The organism is Nocardia sp. NPDC003345 (genome assembly GCF_053589395.1).
Map to the genome: position 1 here is coordinate 1 of NZ_JBSFRU010000125.1, position 16295 is coordinate 16295.

General features: G+C 69.1%; 13 protein-coding genes. 4 read left to right on the top strand and 9 right to left on the bottom strand.

The window, feature by feature from the left end; genetic code table 11:
* Nucleotides 1–396, bottom strand: a 396-nt coding sequence (locus ACWDU1_RS15885) for a WXG100 family type VII secretion target (RefSeq protein WP_449999146.1), incomplete at its 3' end; no start/stop codon positions are given.
* Between the two features lie 187 nt (nucleotides 397–583).
* Here ACWDU1_RS15885 and ACWDU1_RS15890 point away from each other — a divergent pair.
* Together ACWDU1_RS15890 and ACWDU1_RS15895 are read left to right on the top strand one after the other, a co-directional pair.
* Complete coding sequence (locus tag ACWDU1_RS15890; RefSeq protein WP_449999147.1) at nucleotides 584–5209, top strand: FHA domain-containing protein; 4626 nt, start codon at nucleotides 584–586, stop codon at nucleotides 5207–5209.
* Nucleotides 5190–5465, top strand: coding sequence for a hypothetical protein (locus ACWDU1_RS15895; RefSeq protein ID WP_449999148.1), 276 nt, complete (start codon nucleotides 5190–5192; stop codon nucleotides 5463–5465). The genes ACWDU1_RS15890 and ACWDU1_RS15895 overlap by 20 nt, the downstream gene beginning before the upstream one ends.
* 37 nt (nucleotides 5466–5502) lie before the next feature.
* On the opposite strand, the gene ACWDU1_RS15900 is transcribed toward ACWDU1_RS15895, so the two are convergent.
* The 4 genes from ACWDU1_RS15900 to pheS all read right to left on the bottom strand — a co-directional run bounded on the left by ACWDU1_RS15900 (nucleotide 5503) and on the right by pheS (nucleotide 10766).
* On the bottom strand, nucleotides 5503–6546 hold the full coding sequence (locus ACWDU1_RS15900) for a hypothetical protein (protein WP_449999149.1): 1044 nt from the start codon (nucleotides 6544–6546) through the stop codon (nucleotides 5503–5505).
* A gap of 40 nt (nucleotides 6547–6586) precedes the next feature.
* Nucleotides 6587–7099: a hypothetical protein gene (locus ACWDU1_RS15905; RefSeq protein ID WP_449999150.1), complete on the bottom strand. Its 513-nt coding sequence runs from the start codon at nucleotides 7097–7099 to the stop codon at nucleotides 6587–6589.
* A gap of 63 nt (nucleotides 7100–7162) precedes the next feature.
* Nucleotides 7163–9664, bottom strand: a complete 2502-nt coding sequence (pheT, locus tag ACWDU1_RS15910) for a phenylalanine--tRNA ligase subunit beta (protein ID WP_449999151.1) — start codon at nucleotides 9662–9664, stop codon at nucleotides 7163–7165.
* A gap of 28 nt (nucleotides 9665–9692) precedes the next feature.
* A complete protein-coding gene (gene pheS / locus ACWDU1_RS15915; RefSeq protein ID WP_449999153.1) occupies nucleotides 9693–10766 on the bottom strand; it encodes a phenylalanine--tRNA ligase subunit alpha in 1074 nt (357 codons plus the stop codon).
* Between the two features lie 169 nt (nucleotides 10767–10935).
* On the opposite strand from pheS, the gene ACWDU1_RS15920 reads away from it, so the two are divergent.
* Complete coding sequence (locus ACWDU1_RS15920) at nucleotides 10936–12222, top strand: glycosyltransferase 87 family protein (RefSeq protein WP_449999154.1); 1287 nt, start codon at nucleotides 10936–10938, stop codon at nucleotides 12220–12222.
* 38 nt (nucleotides 12223–12260) lie between these two features.
* On the opposite strand, the gene ACWDU1_RS15925 is transcribed toward ACWDU1_RS15920, so the two are convergent.
* On the bottom strand, nucleotides 12261–13718 hold the full coding sequence (locus ACWDU1_RS15925) for a DHA2 family efflux MFS transporter permease subunit (RefSeq protein WP_449999156.1): 1458 nt from the start codon (nucleotides 13716–13718) through the stop codon (nucleotides 12261–12263).
* A 122-nt stretch (nucleotides 13719–13840) separates the two neighbouring features.
* On the opposite strand from ACWDU1_RS15925, the gene ACWDU1_RS15930 reads away from it, so the two are divergent.
* A complete protein-coding gene (locus ACWDU1_RS15930; RefSeq protein ID WP_449999157.1) occupies nucleotides 13841–14383 on the top strand; it encodes a TetR/AcrR family transcriptional regulator in 543 nt (180 codons plus the stop codon).
* 18 nt (nucleotides 14384–14401) lie between these two features.
* Here ACWDU1_RS15930 and ACWDU1_RS15935 read toward each other — a convergent pair whose 3' ends face one another.
* From ACWDU1_RS15935 to ACWDU1_RS15945, 3 genes are all read right to left on the bottom strand, one after another.
* Nucleotides 14402–15226, bottom strand: a complete 825-nt coding sequence (locus ACWDU1_RS15935; protein ID WP_449999159.1) for a TrmH family RNA methyltransferase — start codon at nucleotides 15224–15226, stop codon at nucleotides 14402–14404.
* A gap of 87 nt (nucleotides 15227–15313) precedes the next feature.
* Nucleotides 15314–15940, bottom strand: a complete 627-nt coding sequence (locus ACWDU1_RS15940) for a dihydrofolate reductase family protein (RefSeq protein WP_449999160.1) — start codon at nucleotides 15938–15940, stop codon at nucleotides 15314–15316.
* A partial coding sequence (locus ACWDU1_RS15945) for an SRPBCC domain-containing protein (protein ID WP_449999161.1) occupies nucleotides 15937–16295 on the bottom strand: 359 nt, incomplete at its 5' end. The genes ACWDU1_RS15940 and ACWDU1_RS15945, both read right to left, overlap by 4 nt.

The window sequence follows — 16295 nt, forward strand, 5'->3', positions numbered from 1 at the left end:
CGCCATATCGGACAGCGACCGCGAACCGGTCTCCGGAGCCGTGAGATTCGGGCCGGACGGGGTCACTCGATCGAATACGGGAGTGTCGGCGCTTCGCACCGTGTGCCGACTCTGTTCATCCTGTGCCTCGAAGTTGCCGGCGACCTGCCGCAAATCGGGCCCGGCCTGGTGTAACAGGCCGGTGAGGCTCGTCAGTTCGGACAGCGTCTGCTTCTCTTCGGGAACGAAGGTTTCGGCGAACGCCCGGCCGGTATCGTCCCCGCCCCATGGTGCCGAATCCGCGGCCACGTGATCTTTCAACCGCTGTACCAGCGCGTCCACCTCGGCGCCCAATTGCTCGAACGCGGGCGCGATCGAGCGCAGCCGCTCGGTATCCGCTCGAAATTGTTCACTCACCGCACAGCTCACTTTCCAGCGGGCGCCGGAACGGACTTCGAATCATTCCGTATTCCCGGCCGAGGGAATGCGCAAAAGACCGGACGGCGAGCACAAGCTCCCCGCCTGTGGAAATATTGCGCTAACACACCGGCGAGTACGAGGGGCTCGGCCGGTATATGGGGTGGTTCCGGAGAGGCAGACCGGGATGGAGGCCAGCGCGCTACTGTCCGAGGTACCGGCCGCGGTGCGCGACGTGGTCATCGGTCACTGGCCGGAAACCGACGTGGACAGTATGCGCGCCCGCGGCGACCGCTACCTGGAAACCGGGCACGGCCTGCACTCTTCCGCCGATATCTACGAGAACGAAGGAAAGAAGGCCGAGGAGTCGCTGGACGGAGCGACACGCAACGCCTTGGCCGAACGGAATCGGTCGGTGGTCGCCACCATACGCAACCAGGCCGCGGTCTGCGAGGATATGGGCGGCCAATGCCACGAGGTCGCCGACCTCACCGAGCAGACCCAGCATCTGCTCGTGGTAACCGGCATCGTTCTCGGTGTTCAGCTCGCTTACGACGCTCTGCTCTTCTTCTACGGCGGCGGGTTCAAGGCGATGGCCGATCGCTTGGCGGCCGAGCAGACGATGCGGCTCGCGGTCGGCCGGCTCACCTCGCAGGTGGCCACCCAGGCTGCCGCGGGCGCGGCCCGGAGAACCGTCCTGCGCGGGGTGATCCGCGCGGCGGCGATCGGCGGGCTGACCGGGGCGGCGATCAGTGTCGGCGCCCAGGTATGGGATATCCGGAGCGGGGCTCGCGACAGCTTCGATCTCGGGTCGTTTGGTGAGATGGTTGCGGGCGGCGTGGTCGGCGGTGTGGTCGGTGCCGAGGTGGGGCGCCGGATCGCCCCGCGCGTCATCGGCAGGCTGGGCGGCCGGGCCACGACCGATATCGGCCGATTCGCCGGACATCTGGGCACGACCATGCTCATCGGAGGTGCCGGGGGTATCACCGGCGGTATCGCCGGGGCAGTACCGTCGCTGATCATCCACCACCGGGATATTCACAGCCTGGGCGATATGTTCAAGATGGTGCGGGAGTCCGCCGTTGTCGGATTCGGTGGCGGATTCGTCGGGGCGGCGGGCAGTGCGCTGCGCGTACACCGGGCCGGTGTCGCGGGTGCCCGTGGCCGGCCGGATCTCCCTCCGATCGCGCGTCGGCAACTCGAGTTCGGCCGGCGCATGGACGATCTACTCGGTGGTGAGCCACCGCGGCGGGAGCCGATGTCACGCAACAGCGTCGGCGGCGACTCCGCACGAAGCGTAGAAATACTGACCTTCCCGGACGGCACCCAGGTGGTCCACAAGATCGTGTCCGATCCCCGGCACGCGCACGCGGAATTCCTCACGTCGCTGGTGGGAGACGCGGTGGGAGCGCGGGTCCCGGCGGTCCACATCGACGGCCGCAGTGTCTACATGGAAGTAGTACCCGGAAAGAATGCCGTGGAGGCATATCCGAAGGATTGGGAGGCCCACCAGCGGTTCCACGGCACCCCGTCCGGCACCCGGCTCGGAATTCTGGATGCACTGGTCGATGTGCCGGATCGTGGAGCCGAGAACTGGATAGTGGATCCGACCGGAACAGTGTGGGGGATCGACAACAGCCTCGCGTTCCAACCGACCGGTCATATCGGGGATTTCGCGAGACAATTCCTCGGATACGGACCCGAACCGGGCACATACCAATGGAAAGAGCACAGTATCTCGCGGAGCGAACTCGGCGAGATCCGGCAGCGTGTCGATGACCTGCGCCCGGCGTTCTCGGCTCTCGGCCGCGGCGGCTGGCACGAATCCGTGCTGACCCGGCTGGACGGGATGACGCATGCCGCGAGCCGAGCCGATATCATCGCGCCGCCGCACGCGGCGGGAGAGGCGCCCGGACGGCCTCACCAATCCACCGATGCCCGGTATACCGGCCAGGTCCGCTCCGACACCACGGCGTCACCCGTCCGAGCGCATGAAGATCGCTCCGTGGTGCCGCCACGATCCACATCCCAGGACAGCGGAGCCCAACCACCACCAGTGGTCGCCCGCGTGCCCGACACCGGTGACCCGACTCCGACGCCGGATTCCGGAACCGGGCCCGAAGCACGCCTGCCGCACTCCGAGCCCGTCCCACGCGACGAAGCCGACGGCCCGCCGACCCGCCCGCTGCCGCGCGGCGAGCCGGATGTCGACATCCACCGCGGCCCCACCCCGGATCCGCCGCCCGCCGGTCGAACCGGTTTCTTCCGGCACCCCGACAGCGGGCATGTGGATGTCGTGTTCACCCCGCCGGGAGGCGGCGAGATCTCCTTGCGGCTGACGCCGGGAAACGAATATGTCCTCGGCAACAGCAGCGACGGTCTGCTGCACGGTATCGCCAACGACTATGTGTCACGGCGTCACGCCACCATCCGCGTCGACGAGGCGGGCCACGTTTTCCTGCGCGACGACAATTCGACGAATGGGACATTCGTCGACGGTAAGCAGATGGTCGGCGGCGAATGGGTGCGCGTGTACGACGGCCAGCAACTCATGCTCAGCCGCAGCCTCGAAATCGGTGTCGATTTCCGCCGCCAGGTGGCCGAAGTCCGGCTGTTCGGCGACAACGCCCCGCCGCTGCGACTGCACCGGGACAGCAGTGTTCCAGTCGGCCGCGGCCTGCTGAACGACAACACCGTCGGCCGAGAGACCGTGTCACAGAACCACGCCCGGGTCGGGATGGACGAGAACGGACGGGTCTGGCTGCGCGACGACGGGTCGAGGAACGGCACCTGGGTGAACCAGGAACGCCTCGCCACCGGCGAACAGCGGGTGGTTCATCCGGGCGACGCGGTCCGTTTCGGACTCGCGACCGGGGAGGCCCAGTTCCTACCGGTCACGGCCACCGATTCCGCGGCACCGGCGCATGTGCGGTTCGGGAGCGGACCGGATGTCGCACCGGTTCGCCTGGAAGCCGGCCGCGCGGTGATCATCGGGACGACACCCGAGTCGCCGTTCGCCGGGCAGTTGCGTGAGGTCAACGGGATCAGCGGAAAACACGCCACATTGGGTATGGACCACGACGGACGGCTGTGGATTCGTGACCAGCCCGGTTCGAACGGCGTGTGGGTCAACGGCGACCGGATCGGTCCCGGACAACGGGTCACCCTGACCGAGGGCGACCGGGTCGGCCTGGGCCCGGAATTCCGGGCAACCACACACCTCGGCGGCCCCGATCCCGCGCACCCTCCGGCCGTGATCCGGTTCCCGGCCGAGATGCGCCTGCCGCCAATCCGGCTCGAGCCCGGCCAAGAGGTTCCGTTCCCGATTCGGTATTTCAGCGGAGACAGCAATGCCCCCGCCGGTCATGCCCGAGTGTTCGAGACCGGTACCCGCGAGGTCTTCCTGGGTCGTGATACCGACGGGCGGGTCTGGGTGCGGGATCCGCGCCCGGACCTCGTCCCCCCGGTCGAGGTCAACGGCCGGGCGCTGGAGCCCGGCGAGAAGCGGTACATCCAACCCGGTGACGACCTGAAACTCGGCGGCCGCCCCTCGCGATTGGAAGTCGGTGCGGAACAACCGCTGTCGGTACGTTTGTCGGACGCCGACGACCTTCCTCCCTTGACGCTGCGCCGAGGCGAAGAGCTGCTGATAGGGCGGGACAATATGTCGCCGCTGGCCGACCAGCTGCACGGGGACATGTCCGTATCCCGGCGCCATGCCACCCTGATCCGTGACGAGTTCGGCGCACTCTCCCTCCGCGACGACCATTCCGCGAATGGCACCTGGGTCAACGGCAAACGGCTCGACCCCGATGCCCCGCCGGTGCCCCTGCGTCCGGGTGACACCGTCAGGTTCGGAGACTGGGCCGGCAGTGCCCGCTTCGCCGACGGCGATCGGCCGCTACTGCCGCGGACCATGCCGGTGAAACTCAACAGTCCACACGGCGATCTGTCGTTCGATCTTCCCCGCGGCGGTGATCCCACGGTTCTGGGCCGCAACAACGCCGACCTGCCGGCGGGCCTCCCCGGCCGGGATCTGATCTCCCACGCACATGCGAGTATCGGAACCCACCCCTCCGGCCGTGTCTGGATACGCGACGACGGGTCGACCAACGGGACTCGTGTCAACGGCGAAGCCATCCCGCCGGGGCAGAAGGTCGCACTCCAACCCGGCGATCAGGTGAGCCTGGGCGGCGGCTACGACTTCACCGTCTCCTTCCTGCCTCCAGAAGGTGGGCCGTTCATCGACATCATCGATCGCACACCGGAGACCCGCCGGGTGATCGAGAGACTCGCCCATATACCTCATCGGATCTACCAGCGCGTGAGCGACCATATGAACGAAATTCCCGGCGGGGGGATCGTCATCGGCAACCGGCAGATGCTCGATCTCCCCGGAACGTCGAGCCTCCTCGGTTCCACGCCCTACGGCCGCAAACCGGGTACCAGCTGGAATACTGTAACCGGGGTGTACCTGCCGGGACCGCGGCGAATCGTCATCAACTCGGGCGGCCGCAGCGGAAGTGAGGACGTCGCCTGGCACGAATTCGGGCATGCGACGGATGCCGCCTACGGCACCGGAGGCCGCTGGTTGAGCGATGGACCGGAATGGCGCGAGATCCACGACGCGATGATGCGCGACCTCCGCCCGCAGCGAAAGTGGAACTCGTACTTCAACGAGCCGTCCGAAGCGTTCGCCGAGGCCTTCACCGCGTGGACCTTCGGCGGGACCTCTAAGCTGAACAAGTTCGCACTCGGTGACCAGGTGATGGCTGATCGATTGAAGGCATATTTTGACCGGGTATTCCGATAACACCACCCCGCCCTCGCTCGCGGCCGACGGTGAAACCATCCTGCTGCCGCTGCGCGGCCGGACGGCCGACGGTGTGCACTATCACGGAGTGGAGGAAGTTCACCCCGGCGACCCCGGCTACGACGAACTCCTCCCCTCGGCCCGGGAGAACCCCGTGAGAGCACTCGATGAGCCGGAACGTCCGGCCGACCCCGATACTCTGGCCGGAATTCTGCGCGACGCCGGCTTCGACCCATTCGACGAAACCGACAGCTAGTCCCGACGCGTGGACCGACGATCCGACCGCACCACCGTCACCCGGCGGGGGCCAGGATCTCCAGGACCTCGTCGGAGTAGTAGAACGGTTGCAGCCGTTCGCGGATGAGATTCTCCAGCACCCCGTCCCGCTTCGCGGCCTCCACCACGGCCGGACCGTAGCGCAGGATCTCGGTGGCGATATCCTCACCGGTGAGGCCCAGCTCGGCCAGCACCTCCGCGAGGGTGTGGTCGCGGTACTTCTCGTGGAACACCTGCACGCATTCGTCCACCAGCAGGCCGAAGTACTCTTTCTCCCGGGTGGTGACCGCGATGCGATAGCAGAGCCGGACCAGTTCGTTCAGATCCTGTTTGGTGAGGTATTCGCGCAGACCGCTGATCGGTTCGTCGGCATGAAGATCCCAGAACTCCATGGTGGCGTCGTGGACCGGGGCGTCGCGCAGCATCTCGCGGATCGCGTTGTTGGTGCGCTTCAACGCGTACAGGGCGCCCTTGCCCGCGATATCGCCCAGGATGGTGTTGCTCTCGGCGACCTTGCGGGCGCGGTCGGCCGCGGACTGCCCGATCGACATGAGCGTGCCCATCCCCGGGATCTTCTCCGCGCGCTGCCGGTTGGCCTCGACGAAATCCCCGACGAGCTTGTCCACGAATTTCGAGGCGACCGTGGCCACCAGCGGGCTGTCGGTGAGCCGTTCGAGCACCCGCTCCTGCGTCTGATGCATATCGACGATCTTCTGCAACAGCGCCTCAACCGGTTCCCGTTCGACCAGTTCCCCGAGTGTGTGGTCCTCGTTGGCGGCGATGCTGTCATAGATCGCGTCGGCGAACAGGCCCACGCTCTCGGCGAGCACCGCGCTACCGCCCACCTTGTCGATCACGGTGGCCACGGTGCGCTCGGCCGCCTCGGCCTGCACCACCTCACCGGCCCGCACGGTCGCGGCCACGTCCAGCGCGGCCGCCACATCACGGGCGACGACCTCGGCGAACCGCTCCCCGCTGACCTCGTCGAGCAGCCACCGAACCTGGGCGTCGAGCAGCCGGTCGGCGACGGCGCGGGCCGCGGTGGTGGTTGTGTCGGTCATTAGGGTCCATCCCTTGTCGCTCCGGCGCGGGCCGGCGGGATCACGACCCTTCACCCTCGCGCAGGGAGGTGCGAATCTGCTCCAGACGTTCCCGCGCGGCCTGTTCACGCGCTTCCCACTGTTCGTCGGCGCCGCGCCCGGCCGGGCTCGTCCGATCGAGTTCCCGGCCGCCGTGGGCGGTGCCGATGCGCCGCTCGACCTTATCGCGAACGGCATCGAACGTCGGCACACCGTTTCCGGCGTATCCGCCCACGCCGGGACCGACGCCGGAGGCCGGACCGGACAGACCCCCGGAAACACCGCCGACCTGCGCGGATCCACCCACGCCCGGCGAACCGCCATAGCCGGATGACATTCGGGTGCCCGGAATCACAGACGGTCCCGGACCGCTCTGCCCGGTTTCGGACAGCAACCTGGTCGCGGTCTCGTACAGCGGAGCCAGGTTCTCCCGGCTCGCGGTGGCGACGATCAGGACGGCCAGCAACTGTTCGTCGGGCAGGGCCGCCAGCCGCGCGGCGAGCGCGCCCGGATCACCGGCGCTCGGATCACTCATACGACCAGCCTACGACGTCCGGCCCGCGCCGCCGGGCGGACCGGACCCCCGCGACTCCCGTGCCTAGGAACGGATCACCGCGCCCACCGCGGATGCCGCCGCGGCCACCGCGGCATCGCGCGCGGCGCTCGCCTCGTCCTCGGTGAGCGTGCGGTCGGGAGCGCGGAAACGCAGTGCGTAGGTGAACGACGTACGTCCCTCGCCGGCCTGCGCGCCCTGGTAGACATCGAACAGCGCGATATCCTCGAGCAGTTCGCCGCCACCGGAGCGCAGCGCCGCCTCCACCGCCGCGGCCGGGACATCTTCGGCCACACTCACCGAGACATCCTGCAGGACCGCGGGGAACGGCGAGATGGCCGGAGCGGGACGGGTTTCGACGAGAGGCAGCGCGTCCAGGTCCAATTCCAGCGCGCAGGTGCGCGGCGGCAGACCGGACCGTTCCAGCACCCCGGGATGCAGTTCGCCCGCGTGGCCGACGACCACGTCGTCCACCACCAGTTCGGCGCAGCGGCCCGGATGCCACGGCAGATGGGCGGCAGGACGGCGGTCGATCCGGACACCGGCGGTCTCGGCGATCACATCGGCGAGGGCGAACGCATCCGCCGCCTCCGCGGCCCGGCCGGCGCCCCAGGGGCCCCGGGGCTCCCGGCGGCCGGTGAGCACCACCGCGACATGCTGCGGCTGTTCGGGCAGCGAGGCCAGCAGTTCGGCGATCTCGTCCTCGGTGGGACGGCGATCGACGGGCAGCGGATCCACGGCACGGGTCTCCGGCCCCGGCAGTACCACCTGGGCGATGCCGTACAGCGCGAGATCCCGGGCGCCGCGCGAGATATTGCGGGCGGCGATCTCGAGCAGTCCCGGCAGCAGGGTGGTGACGAGTTCGGCGCGCTCGACATCGAGCGGATTCAGCACCCGGGTGGTGATCCGGCGCGGATCCTCGTCGTCGAGACCCCAGGTGTCGAAAACTCCGGCCGGCAGGAACACCGGCGGCGGCACCTCGACGCAACCCGCGAAGGCCAGCGCCCGGCTCACCGCACGGCGGCGACGCTGTACGGCGGTGAGCCCGCGACCGGCCGGCGCCTGCGGCAGCACCAGCGGAATCTGCTCCAAGCCCTCGAGCCGCAGCACCTCCTCCACCAGGTCGGCGGGCTGGGCCAGATCCGGGCGCCAGCTGGGCGGGGTGACCACCAGTTGCCCGTGCCCGGTGGTCTCGTCGACATCCACCTCGACGTGGCAGCCGATCTGGGTGAGCCGCCGGGCCGATGTGCCGGGTGTGTAGTGGACCCCGGCGACCCGGTCGGGCAGGTCGATATCGATGCGGATCGGTTCGGTGGGCGCCATGGTGACGCGGAAATCGGTCAGCGCGGATTCGATCGTGCCCCCGGCGATCTCGGCGAGCAGGGTGGCGGCCCGGTCGAGCGCGGCCAGGTTGAGTTCCGGGTCGACGACCCGCTCGTAGCGCTTACTCGCCTCGGAGACCAGTTTGTGCCGGCGCGCGGTGCGGTAGATGAGCAGCGGATCCCAGGTCGCCGCCTCCAGCACCACATCGGTGGTCTCGGAGCCGACCTCGGTGGACGCGCCGCCCATCACCCCGGCCAGCGAGATCACGCCGGTGTCGTCGGCGATCACCACATCCTCGGGATCGAGTTCACGTTCGGTCTCGTCCAGCGTGCGCAGCGTCTCACCGGCCCGCGCCCGCCGCACCACCAGTTCGCCACCGACCTTCGCGGCGTCGAAGGCGTGCAGTGGCTGACCCAGTTCCAGCATCACGTAGTTGGTGACGTCGACGGCCGGCGAGATCGGGCGCACACCGGCCAGCAGCAGGCGCCGCTGCAGCCACCACGGGCTCACCGCGTGCGGATCGATCCCGGTGACCCGGCGTACCCCGAAGCGCGTGCACTGCGATTCCGGCTCCACCCGCACCTGCCACGCGTCGGGCCCGTCGGGCAGGGTGCGTACCGCGGGGTCGGCGTATTCGAGATCGAAACCACAGGCCAGTTCCCGCGCCAGGCCGCGCACCGAGAAGCAGTAGCCGCGGTCGGGGGTGATGTTCAGTTCGATCACCGTATCGCCGAGACCCAGCAGCGTATTCGCGTCGGTGCCGGGTTCGGCGGTGCCGGGTTCCAGGACCAGGATGCCCGAATGGTCCTTGCCGATACCGAGTTCGGCGACCGAGCAGATCATCCCGTTGGAGGTGTGCCCGTAGGTCTTACGCGACGAGATCGCGAAACCGCCCGGCAGCACGCCGCCCGGCAGCACCACCACCACCAGATCGCCGACGGCGAAATTGGTCGCACCGCAGACGATCTCCTGGAGTTCGCCGGCGCCGATATCGACCCGGCAGAACCGGATCGGCTTCTTGAACTCGGTGAGTTCGGTGATCTCGGCGACCCGCCCGACCACCAGCGGATGTTCGATCTCCCCGCCGACCGGTTCGAGGGTGTCGACCTCCTCGACCTCGAGCCCGACCCGGACGAAACCGGCATCGAGTTCCGCCGGCGTCACCTCCCACTCCGGGACGGTGCGGCGGATCGTTTCGGTCAGCCAGGACTGCGCTACTCGCACTGTGAGGTTCGCTCTCTCGATCGGGGGGTCAGGACCGGATACCGAAGGGCAGGGTGAACCGCACGTCACCCTCCACGATGTCGCGCATATCGGGGATGCCGTTGCGGAACTGCAGCGTCCGCTCGAGGCCCATCCCGAAGGCGAAACCGCTGTACTTCTCGGGGTCGATACCGCTGGCGATCAGCACTTTCGGATTGACCATGCCGCAGCCGCCCCATTCGACCCAGCCCGCGCCGCCCTTCTTGTCCGGGAACCACACGTCGACCTCGGCCGAGGGTTCGGTGAACGGGAAGTAGTTGGGCCGGATCCGGGTGGTGGTCTCGGGCCCGAACAGCGCGCGCGCGAACGCGTCGAGGGTGCCGCGCAGATGGGCCATGGTCAGGCCCTTGTCGATGGCCAGACCTTCGACCTGGGAGAACACCGGCGTATGGGTGGCGTCCAATTCGTCGGTGCGGAAGGTACGTCCCGGGCACACCACATAGATGGGCAGCTCCCGTTCCAGCATGGAGCGCACCTGCACCGGCGAGGTGTGGGTGCGCAGCACCTGGCGCGACCCGGCGGGCGCGATATGGAAGGTGTCCTGCATGGTGCGGGCGGGGTGGTCGGGCAGGAAGTTGAGCGCGTCGAAGTTGAAATGCTCGGTCTCCACCTCCGGGCCCTCGGCGATCTCCCAGCCCATCCCGACGAAGACATCGGCGACCTGCTCGGAGATCACCGTGATGGGATGGCGGGCGCCCACGGGGCCGCGACCGGCGGGGAGCGTGACATCGATGGCCTCGGCGACCAGTACCGCCGCGTCCCGCTCGGCGAGCAGGACCCGCTGACGTTCCTCGAAAACCTCCGACACCCGCTTACGGGCCACGTTCACCCGTTTACCGGCATCGGCCTTCTCGGACTTCGGCAGCGATCCCAGCGACCGCTGCGCGAGCGCGATAGGAGATTTCCCACCCATATGCTCGGTTTTCGCGGCGGCGAGCGCGTCCAGATCCGCGGCGGCCGCGAAGGCCTTCTCGGCGTCCGCCGCCGCGGCGGCCAGGGCCTCTTCGGTGAGCGCGGATTCCTGCCCGCCGGTCGCTGCGCCTGCGTCGGTGTCGTCGGCCACGGTCTACTCGTCTCTCCCCTAGGCATCGGTGAGCGGGCGCCGGTCGGCCCCGGTGCCCGTATTGCTGCTGGTGGAATCGTATTCGATGGCCCCTACCCGGTTCACGCCGATATCCCCCGGCGATCACTGCCCGGTACGTGTATACCTCGAACCGGTAAAGTGCCCTCCGATGACGAACGCCCCGACCCGCACCGAGACGCTCGCCGGACGTGCCCGCCAGCAGGCTATCTGGCTGCTACCGCTATTGGCGGTGCTCGTGACGTGGTTCTGCATGTCGAGACCCATCGATCCCTTCCACGGGATCAGTGGCCGCTACATCGATCTCGAGGTGTACCGGCTGGGGGTCGAGGAATGGCGGTCCGGTGGCGATCTCTACGGGCACCTCCCGGAGACGGCCGCCGATATCAGCCTGCCGTTCATCTATCCGCCGTTCGCGGCGCTGGCGCTGGGTGTCTACGCGCTGCTGCCGTGGACCGCCGCGGTCGCCGCCTACCTGGCGGTCTCGGTGGGCGCGCTGGCGCTCACGCTGTTCCTGGTGGCGCGCCAGATCTGGCCGCGCCCCGACCAGCGCCGGACCGCTCTGGTGATCTGCGCCACCGTGACTCCGCTGGCGCTATTGCTCGAGCCCGTCTGGGGGACGCTGGACTTCGGCCAGGTCAACCTGATCCTGATGGGCTTGGTGGCCGCCGACTGCCTGACCCGCAATCCACGCTGGCCGCGCGGCATGCTGCTGGGGATCGCGGCCGCGATCAAACTGACACCCGCCGCCTTCGTGCTGTACTTCATCATTCGCAAGGACTACCGGGCGGCGGTGACGGCGGCGATCAGCGGCGCGGTCGCCACCATCATCGGTTTCGCGGTGATGCCCGACGAATCCGTCCGGTACTGGTTCGGCGGTTTCGGCAATGTCGGCGGACTGAGCGGGTCGGAGTTCCAGACCAACCAGTCGATCCAGGCCGTCCTGGCCCGGTTCGAGATCACCGGCGCCCTGTCCACGGCCCTGTGGCTGCTGGCCGCGGTCGCGCTGGTGGCGGTGGCGGTGGCGGCGATGCGCCGGCCCGGGCCGCCGCCGATGATCGCGCTGGCCGTCAACGCGGTGGTCGCCCTGCTGGTATCGCCGATCTCGTGGTCGCATCACTGGATCTGGGTGGCGCCGGCGCTCCTGGCGATGGCCGGCTATGCCACCACGCTGCCCTGGTCCCGGGCCCGCGGCTGGTATGCCGCCGCGGTGGCCACCACGATCGTGTTCGTCCTGGGCGAGCACAACGACCTGCCCGGTAACGACGGTCGCGAACTCGACTGGTCGGCCTGGGAGAAGGTCATCGGCAACGGGTACGTGTGGTTCAGCATGCTGCTGCTGGTGCTGTACGCCTGCGCCGCCCGCCGCCGGCGCGGCCTGCCCTGGACGCCGGCCGGCCGCTCCGGCGAAGAGCTCGTCTCGGTCCGCGAGAGCTGACCGGCGGCGCGGGTGCGCCGCCGGTCGCCCCGCGTCGGTCAGTCGCGGCGCGCGCGACCCGGCAGCAGTACGGCGACGAGCGCGCCGGCCGCCACGATCGCGGCGCCCACCCGGACCGCGGGTACCAGACCCGCGACGTAACCGTGCGGGTCGGTGTAGGCGCCGTACGACGCGAATACCGAGGCCAGCACGGCGATCCCCATGGCCACCCCGACCTCTCGGACGGTGTTGTTGGTACCGGAGGCGACAGCCCGGTCCGCCTCGGGCACCGCGTCCATCACCACCGTCGCCAGCGGCGCGAAGGTCAGGCCCATCCCTATCCCGGCCAGCAGCAGCGGGGCGACGAAGGAGCCGTAGTCCAGGTCCACCGCGATCACCGCCGCGATCCACGCCAGGGCCGTGGCCAGCAGCGCCTGTCCGGTCACCAGCAGTACCCGGGCACCGATCCGATCGATCACCAGACCCGCCAGCGGGGCCACCACCATCGGAGCCATGGTCCACGGCATGGTCCGGATACCGGACTCCAGCGGACTGTAGCCCTGCGCCACCTGGAAGAACTGCGCGAGCAGGAAGATCGATCCGAACACCCCGAGCGAGAACGCGAAGGCGACCAGATTCGCCACTCCGAACGCCCGGACGCGGAACAGCCGCGGCGCCAGCATCGGCGCGCCCGCCCGGCGTTCCCAGGCGATCAGCGCAGCCAGTAGCACCGCTCCCCCGGCCAGTGCGGTCAGCACGCCACGGGAGGTCCAGCCGTCCTCCGCACCGTGCACGATTCCCCAGACCAGGGCGAGCACGCCGCCGGAGGCCAGGACGAGGCCGAGCGGGTCGAGCCGGCCGCCGCCGCCCCGGGCGTCGCGCAGTGCCCACAGCACCAGGGGCACTACGAGCACTCCGATGGGCACATTGACCCAGAAGATCCACTGCCAGCTCAGACCGTCCACGACGGCGCCGCCGAGCAGCGGGCCGAGGGCGACGCCGAGTCCGGCGATCCCGCCCCAGATGCCGATCGCGGCGCTGCGCAGCCGTTCCGGTACAGCATCGGAGAGCAGGGTCAGCGACAGCGGCATCACCGCCGCACCGCCGAAGCCCTGCACGATACGCGCGGCGACGAGCGTCGCCGGATCGGTAGCGAGGGCGCAGGCCGCCGAGGCGAGGGTGAATACCGCGATACCGGCCACGAACACCCGCCGCCGGCCCAATCTGTCACCGAGCGCGGAGGCGGTGAGCAGTAGTGCCGCGAAGGAGAGCGTGTAGGCGTTGACGAACCACTGCAGATCGCTGAGGGAGGCGCCGAGTTCGGTGCGGATCACCGGCAGCGCGTTGGTGACGACGAGATTGTCCAGGGTGACCATGAACATCGGGAGCCCGACCGCGGCGAGTACGGCGGCCAGCGGCCGGCCGGGCGTCCGGTCCGCCGGGTGGCTGCCGGGCGGTTCCGCCGCGGATCTACCGGGCAGGGTCGTGGTGATGGATGGGGGCAGGGTCTCGGTCATATCCAGTCCTAGTTGTAATCGACTGATAACTAATGCTGAATTCACGGTATGCATCGACTGATAACCTTGTCAAGAGCCCGTCGCTACCGAGGAGGACCATGCCGGAATCGAGCAGGATCAGGATGACCGCCGAGGAACGCGGCGCCCAGGTACTGGATGCCGCGGTCTCGGCCTTCGCCGAAGCCGGCTACACCGCCACCCGCACCGACGAGATCGCCCGGCGCTCGGGCGTCTCCCAGCCCTATGTCATCCGGCTCTTCGGTTCGAAACAGCGTCTGTTCCTGGCCGCGGTCGGGCAGGTGTGCGACCGCATCGAGACCATCTTCACCGAGGCGGCCGCGGGAGCCGGCGACGAGGAACCGCTGGCCGCCATGTCACGTGCCTACGACCAGTTCCTGTCCGAGCGGACACCGCTGCAACTGCTGCTGCACGCCTTCGCCGCGGCCGGCGATCCCGATATCGGGCCGATGGTGCGCGACCGCTACGGCCGCATCTACCGGGTCATCCGGGATTTGGGCGGCGCACCGGCCACCGAGACGCGCCGCTTCCTGGCGACCGGGATGCTGCTCACCGTCATGGCCTCGCTGCAGGTGGCCGGGCCCGAGGCCATCCCCGCGGACTGGGCCGGCGAAATCCTCGAGGATCTGATCGAGCACGGCGTCTGAATCGCCGGGCACCACCGGTCATCCGTGGCGGAACCGGATCCGGGAATTGGCGTAGAGGCATATCGCGGCCGCCCCCGCCAGGTTGAGGCTTTCGGCCCGGCCCCGGATCGGGATCCGGACCCGGTAGGTGGCCCGCCGTGCCACCGCCGGATCCAGTCCGTGGGCCTCGTTGCCGAACAGCCAGGCCACCGGCCGGGTGAACAACTCCTCGGCGTCGTCGAGATCGATCTCCCCGGTAGCGGAGGTGGCGAGGGTGAGAATTCCGGCCGTTTCGAATCGGGCCAGGACCGCACGGGTATCGCGTTCCCGCACGATCGGCACATGGAAGAGACTGCCCGCCGCCGACCGCACACATTTGCCGTTATGCGGATCCACGCTGTCACCGGCCAGCACCACGCCGTCCGCGCCGACGGCGTCAGCGACCCGGATGAGGGTGCCCGCGTTGCCGGGGTCGGCGATCCCGACCGGCACAGCGGTGATCCGCGGCAGTTCCGCGCCCACTCCCGGCACCACCCGGTCCAACTCGATATCGACCGGATCACAGACCGCGACCAGCCCGGGCGGGGTCACGGTATCCCCCAGCGCCGCGGCGGCCCGGTCGGTGACCAGGGTGGTCCGCACCCCGTCCGCCTCGGCGCCGGCGATCAGCGCGTGTTCGCGGGTGGCGCCATCCAGCGAGTAGAACAGCTCGCGCACCCGGCCGGTCGCCAGCGCGGCGGCCACGGAGTTGGCGCCCTCGGCCAGGAAAGCGCCCGCCTTCTTCCGCGCGGCGCCGCGATGCAGTTTCACCGCGGAGACCACTCGCGGATTCCGCCAGTCCGTCGCTTCTCGTGGGTCACGCACCAGAAAGATCCTAGAGTGCGCCCGGCTCATCGCACCGGAGCAGGTCGGGCCGCGGTTCGACGCACCGCGGCCCGGACCCGTAGCCGTTCAGAGGAACTGGGTGACTCCGTCGAATTCGGCCAGCGGCGCGGATCCGGTCACCGCGTATTCCAGCAGGAGCACGCCGCTGCCGGTGACCTCGTGCCGCGACAATCGGAGTCCGGTCGCCGGTCCCGCACCCGCGAGAAGCCGGCGGCCCGTACGCAGGACGGTGGGGGCCACGGCGAGCCGCACGGTGTCCACCAGCCCGGCGGCCAGCAGCGTATCGCCGAGCCGGGAGCTCCCGTGGATCTGCAGTTCGCGGCCGGGTTGTCGCAGCAACGCGCCGACGGCGACCACCGGATCGCCCGGCAGTACCGTCGTCGGATTCCAGTCACCCTCGGTCAGGGTGCCGGAGCACACATACTTCGGCAGCGTGTTCATCCGCTCGGCGTACGGATCGCCGGGGTCGGTGATCGCGGGCCAGTCGCGGGCGAACGCCGTATAGGTCCGCCGGCCGAACAGCAGACCGTCCGCGGCGTCCAGCCATTCCGAGGTGCGCCGGACGAAGACCTCGTCCAGGTAGGGCACCAGCCAGCCGCCGCGTTCGAAACCGTCGCTGACGTCCTCGTCCGGCGAGCCGGGTCCTTGACTCACACCGTCGAGAGTGACGAATTCGATGAGCACCAGTTTCATATCCGGGCCTCGCTCTCGACCAGGGCCGCGAGCTGATCGGTGACCGTTCCCCACCCGTATTCGAACCCGAGTTCTTCGTGCCGCGCCCGGGCGGCCGGGTCACCGTGGCGGACCAGCACCCGGTAGTCGGTACCGTCCGGATGGTCGCGCAGAGTGATCTCCGCGGTCATCACGATCTCCCCCGCGGCCGGGCGCCAGCCGCTGTCGAGCGCGGTGGTGAAGACCAGCCGCTCGCGGTCCTCGGCCACGAGGAAACAGGCGTCCAGATGCGGTACGAACGCGCCGCCGTCCACGCTCATCCGGGTCACGAAGGCACCGGCCGGACGAATCTCCAGCCGTTCGACGCGGCAGCGGG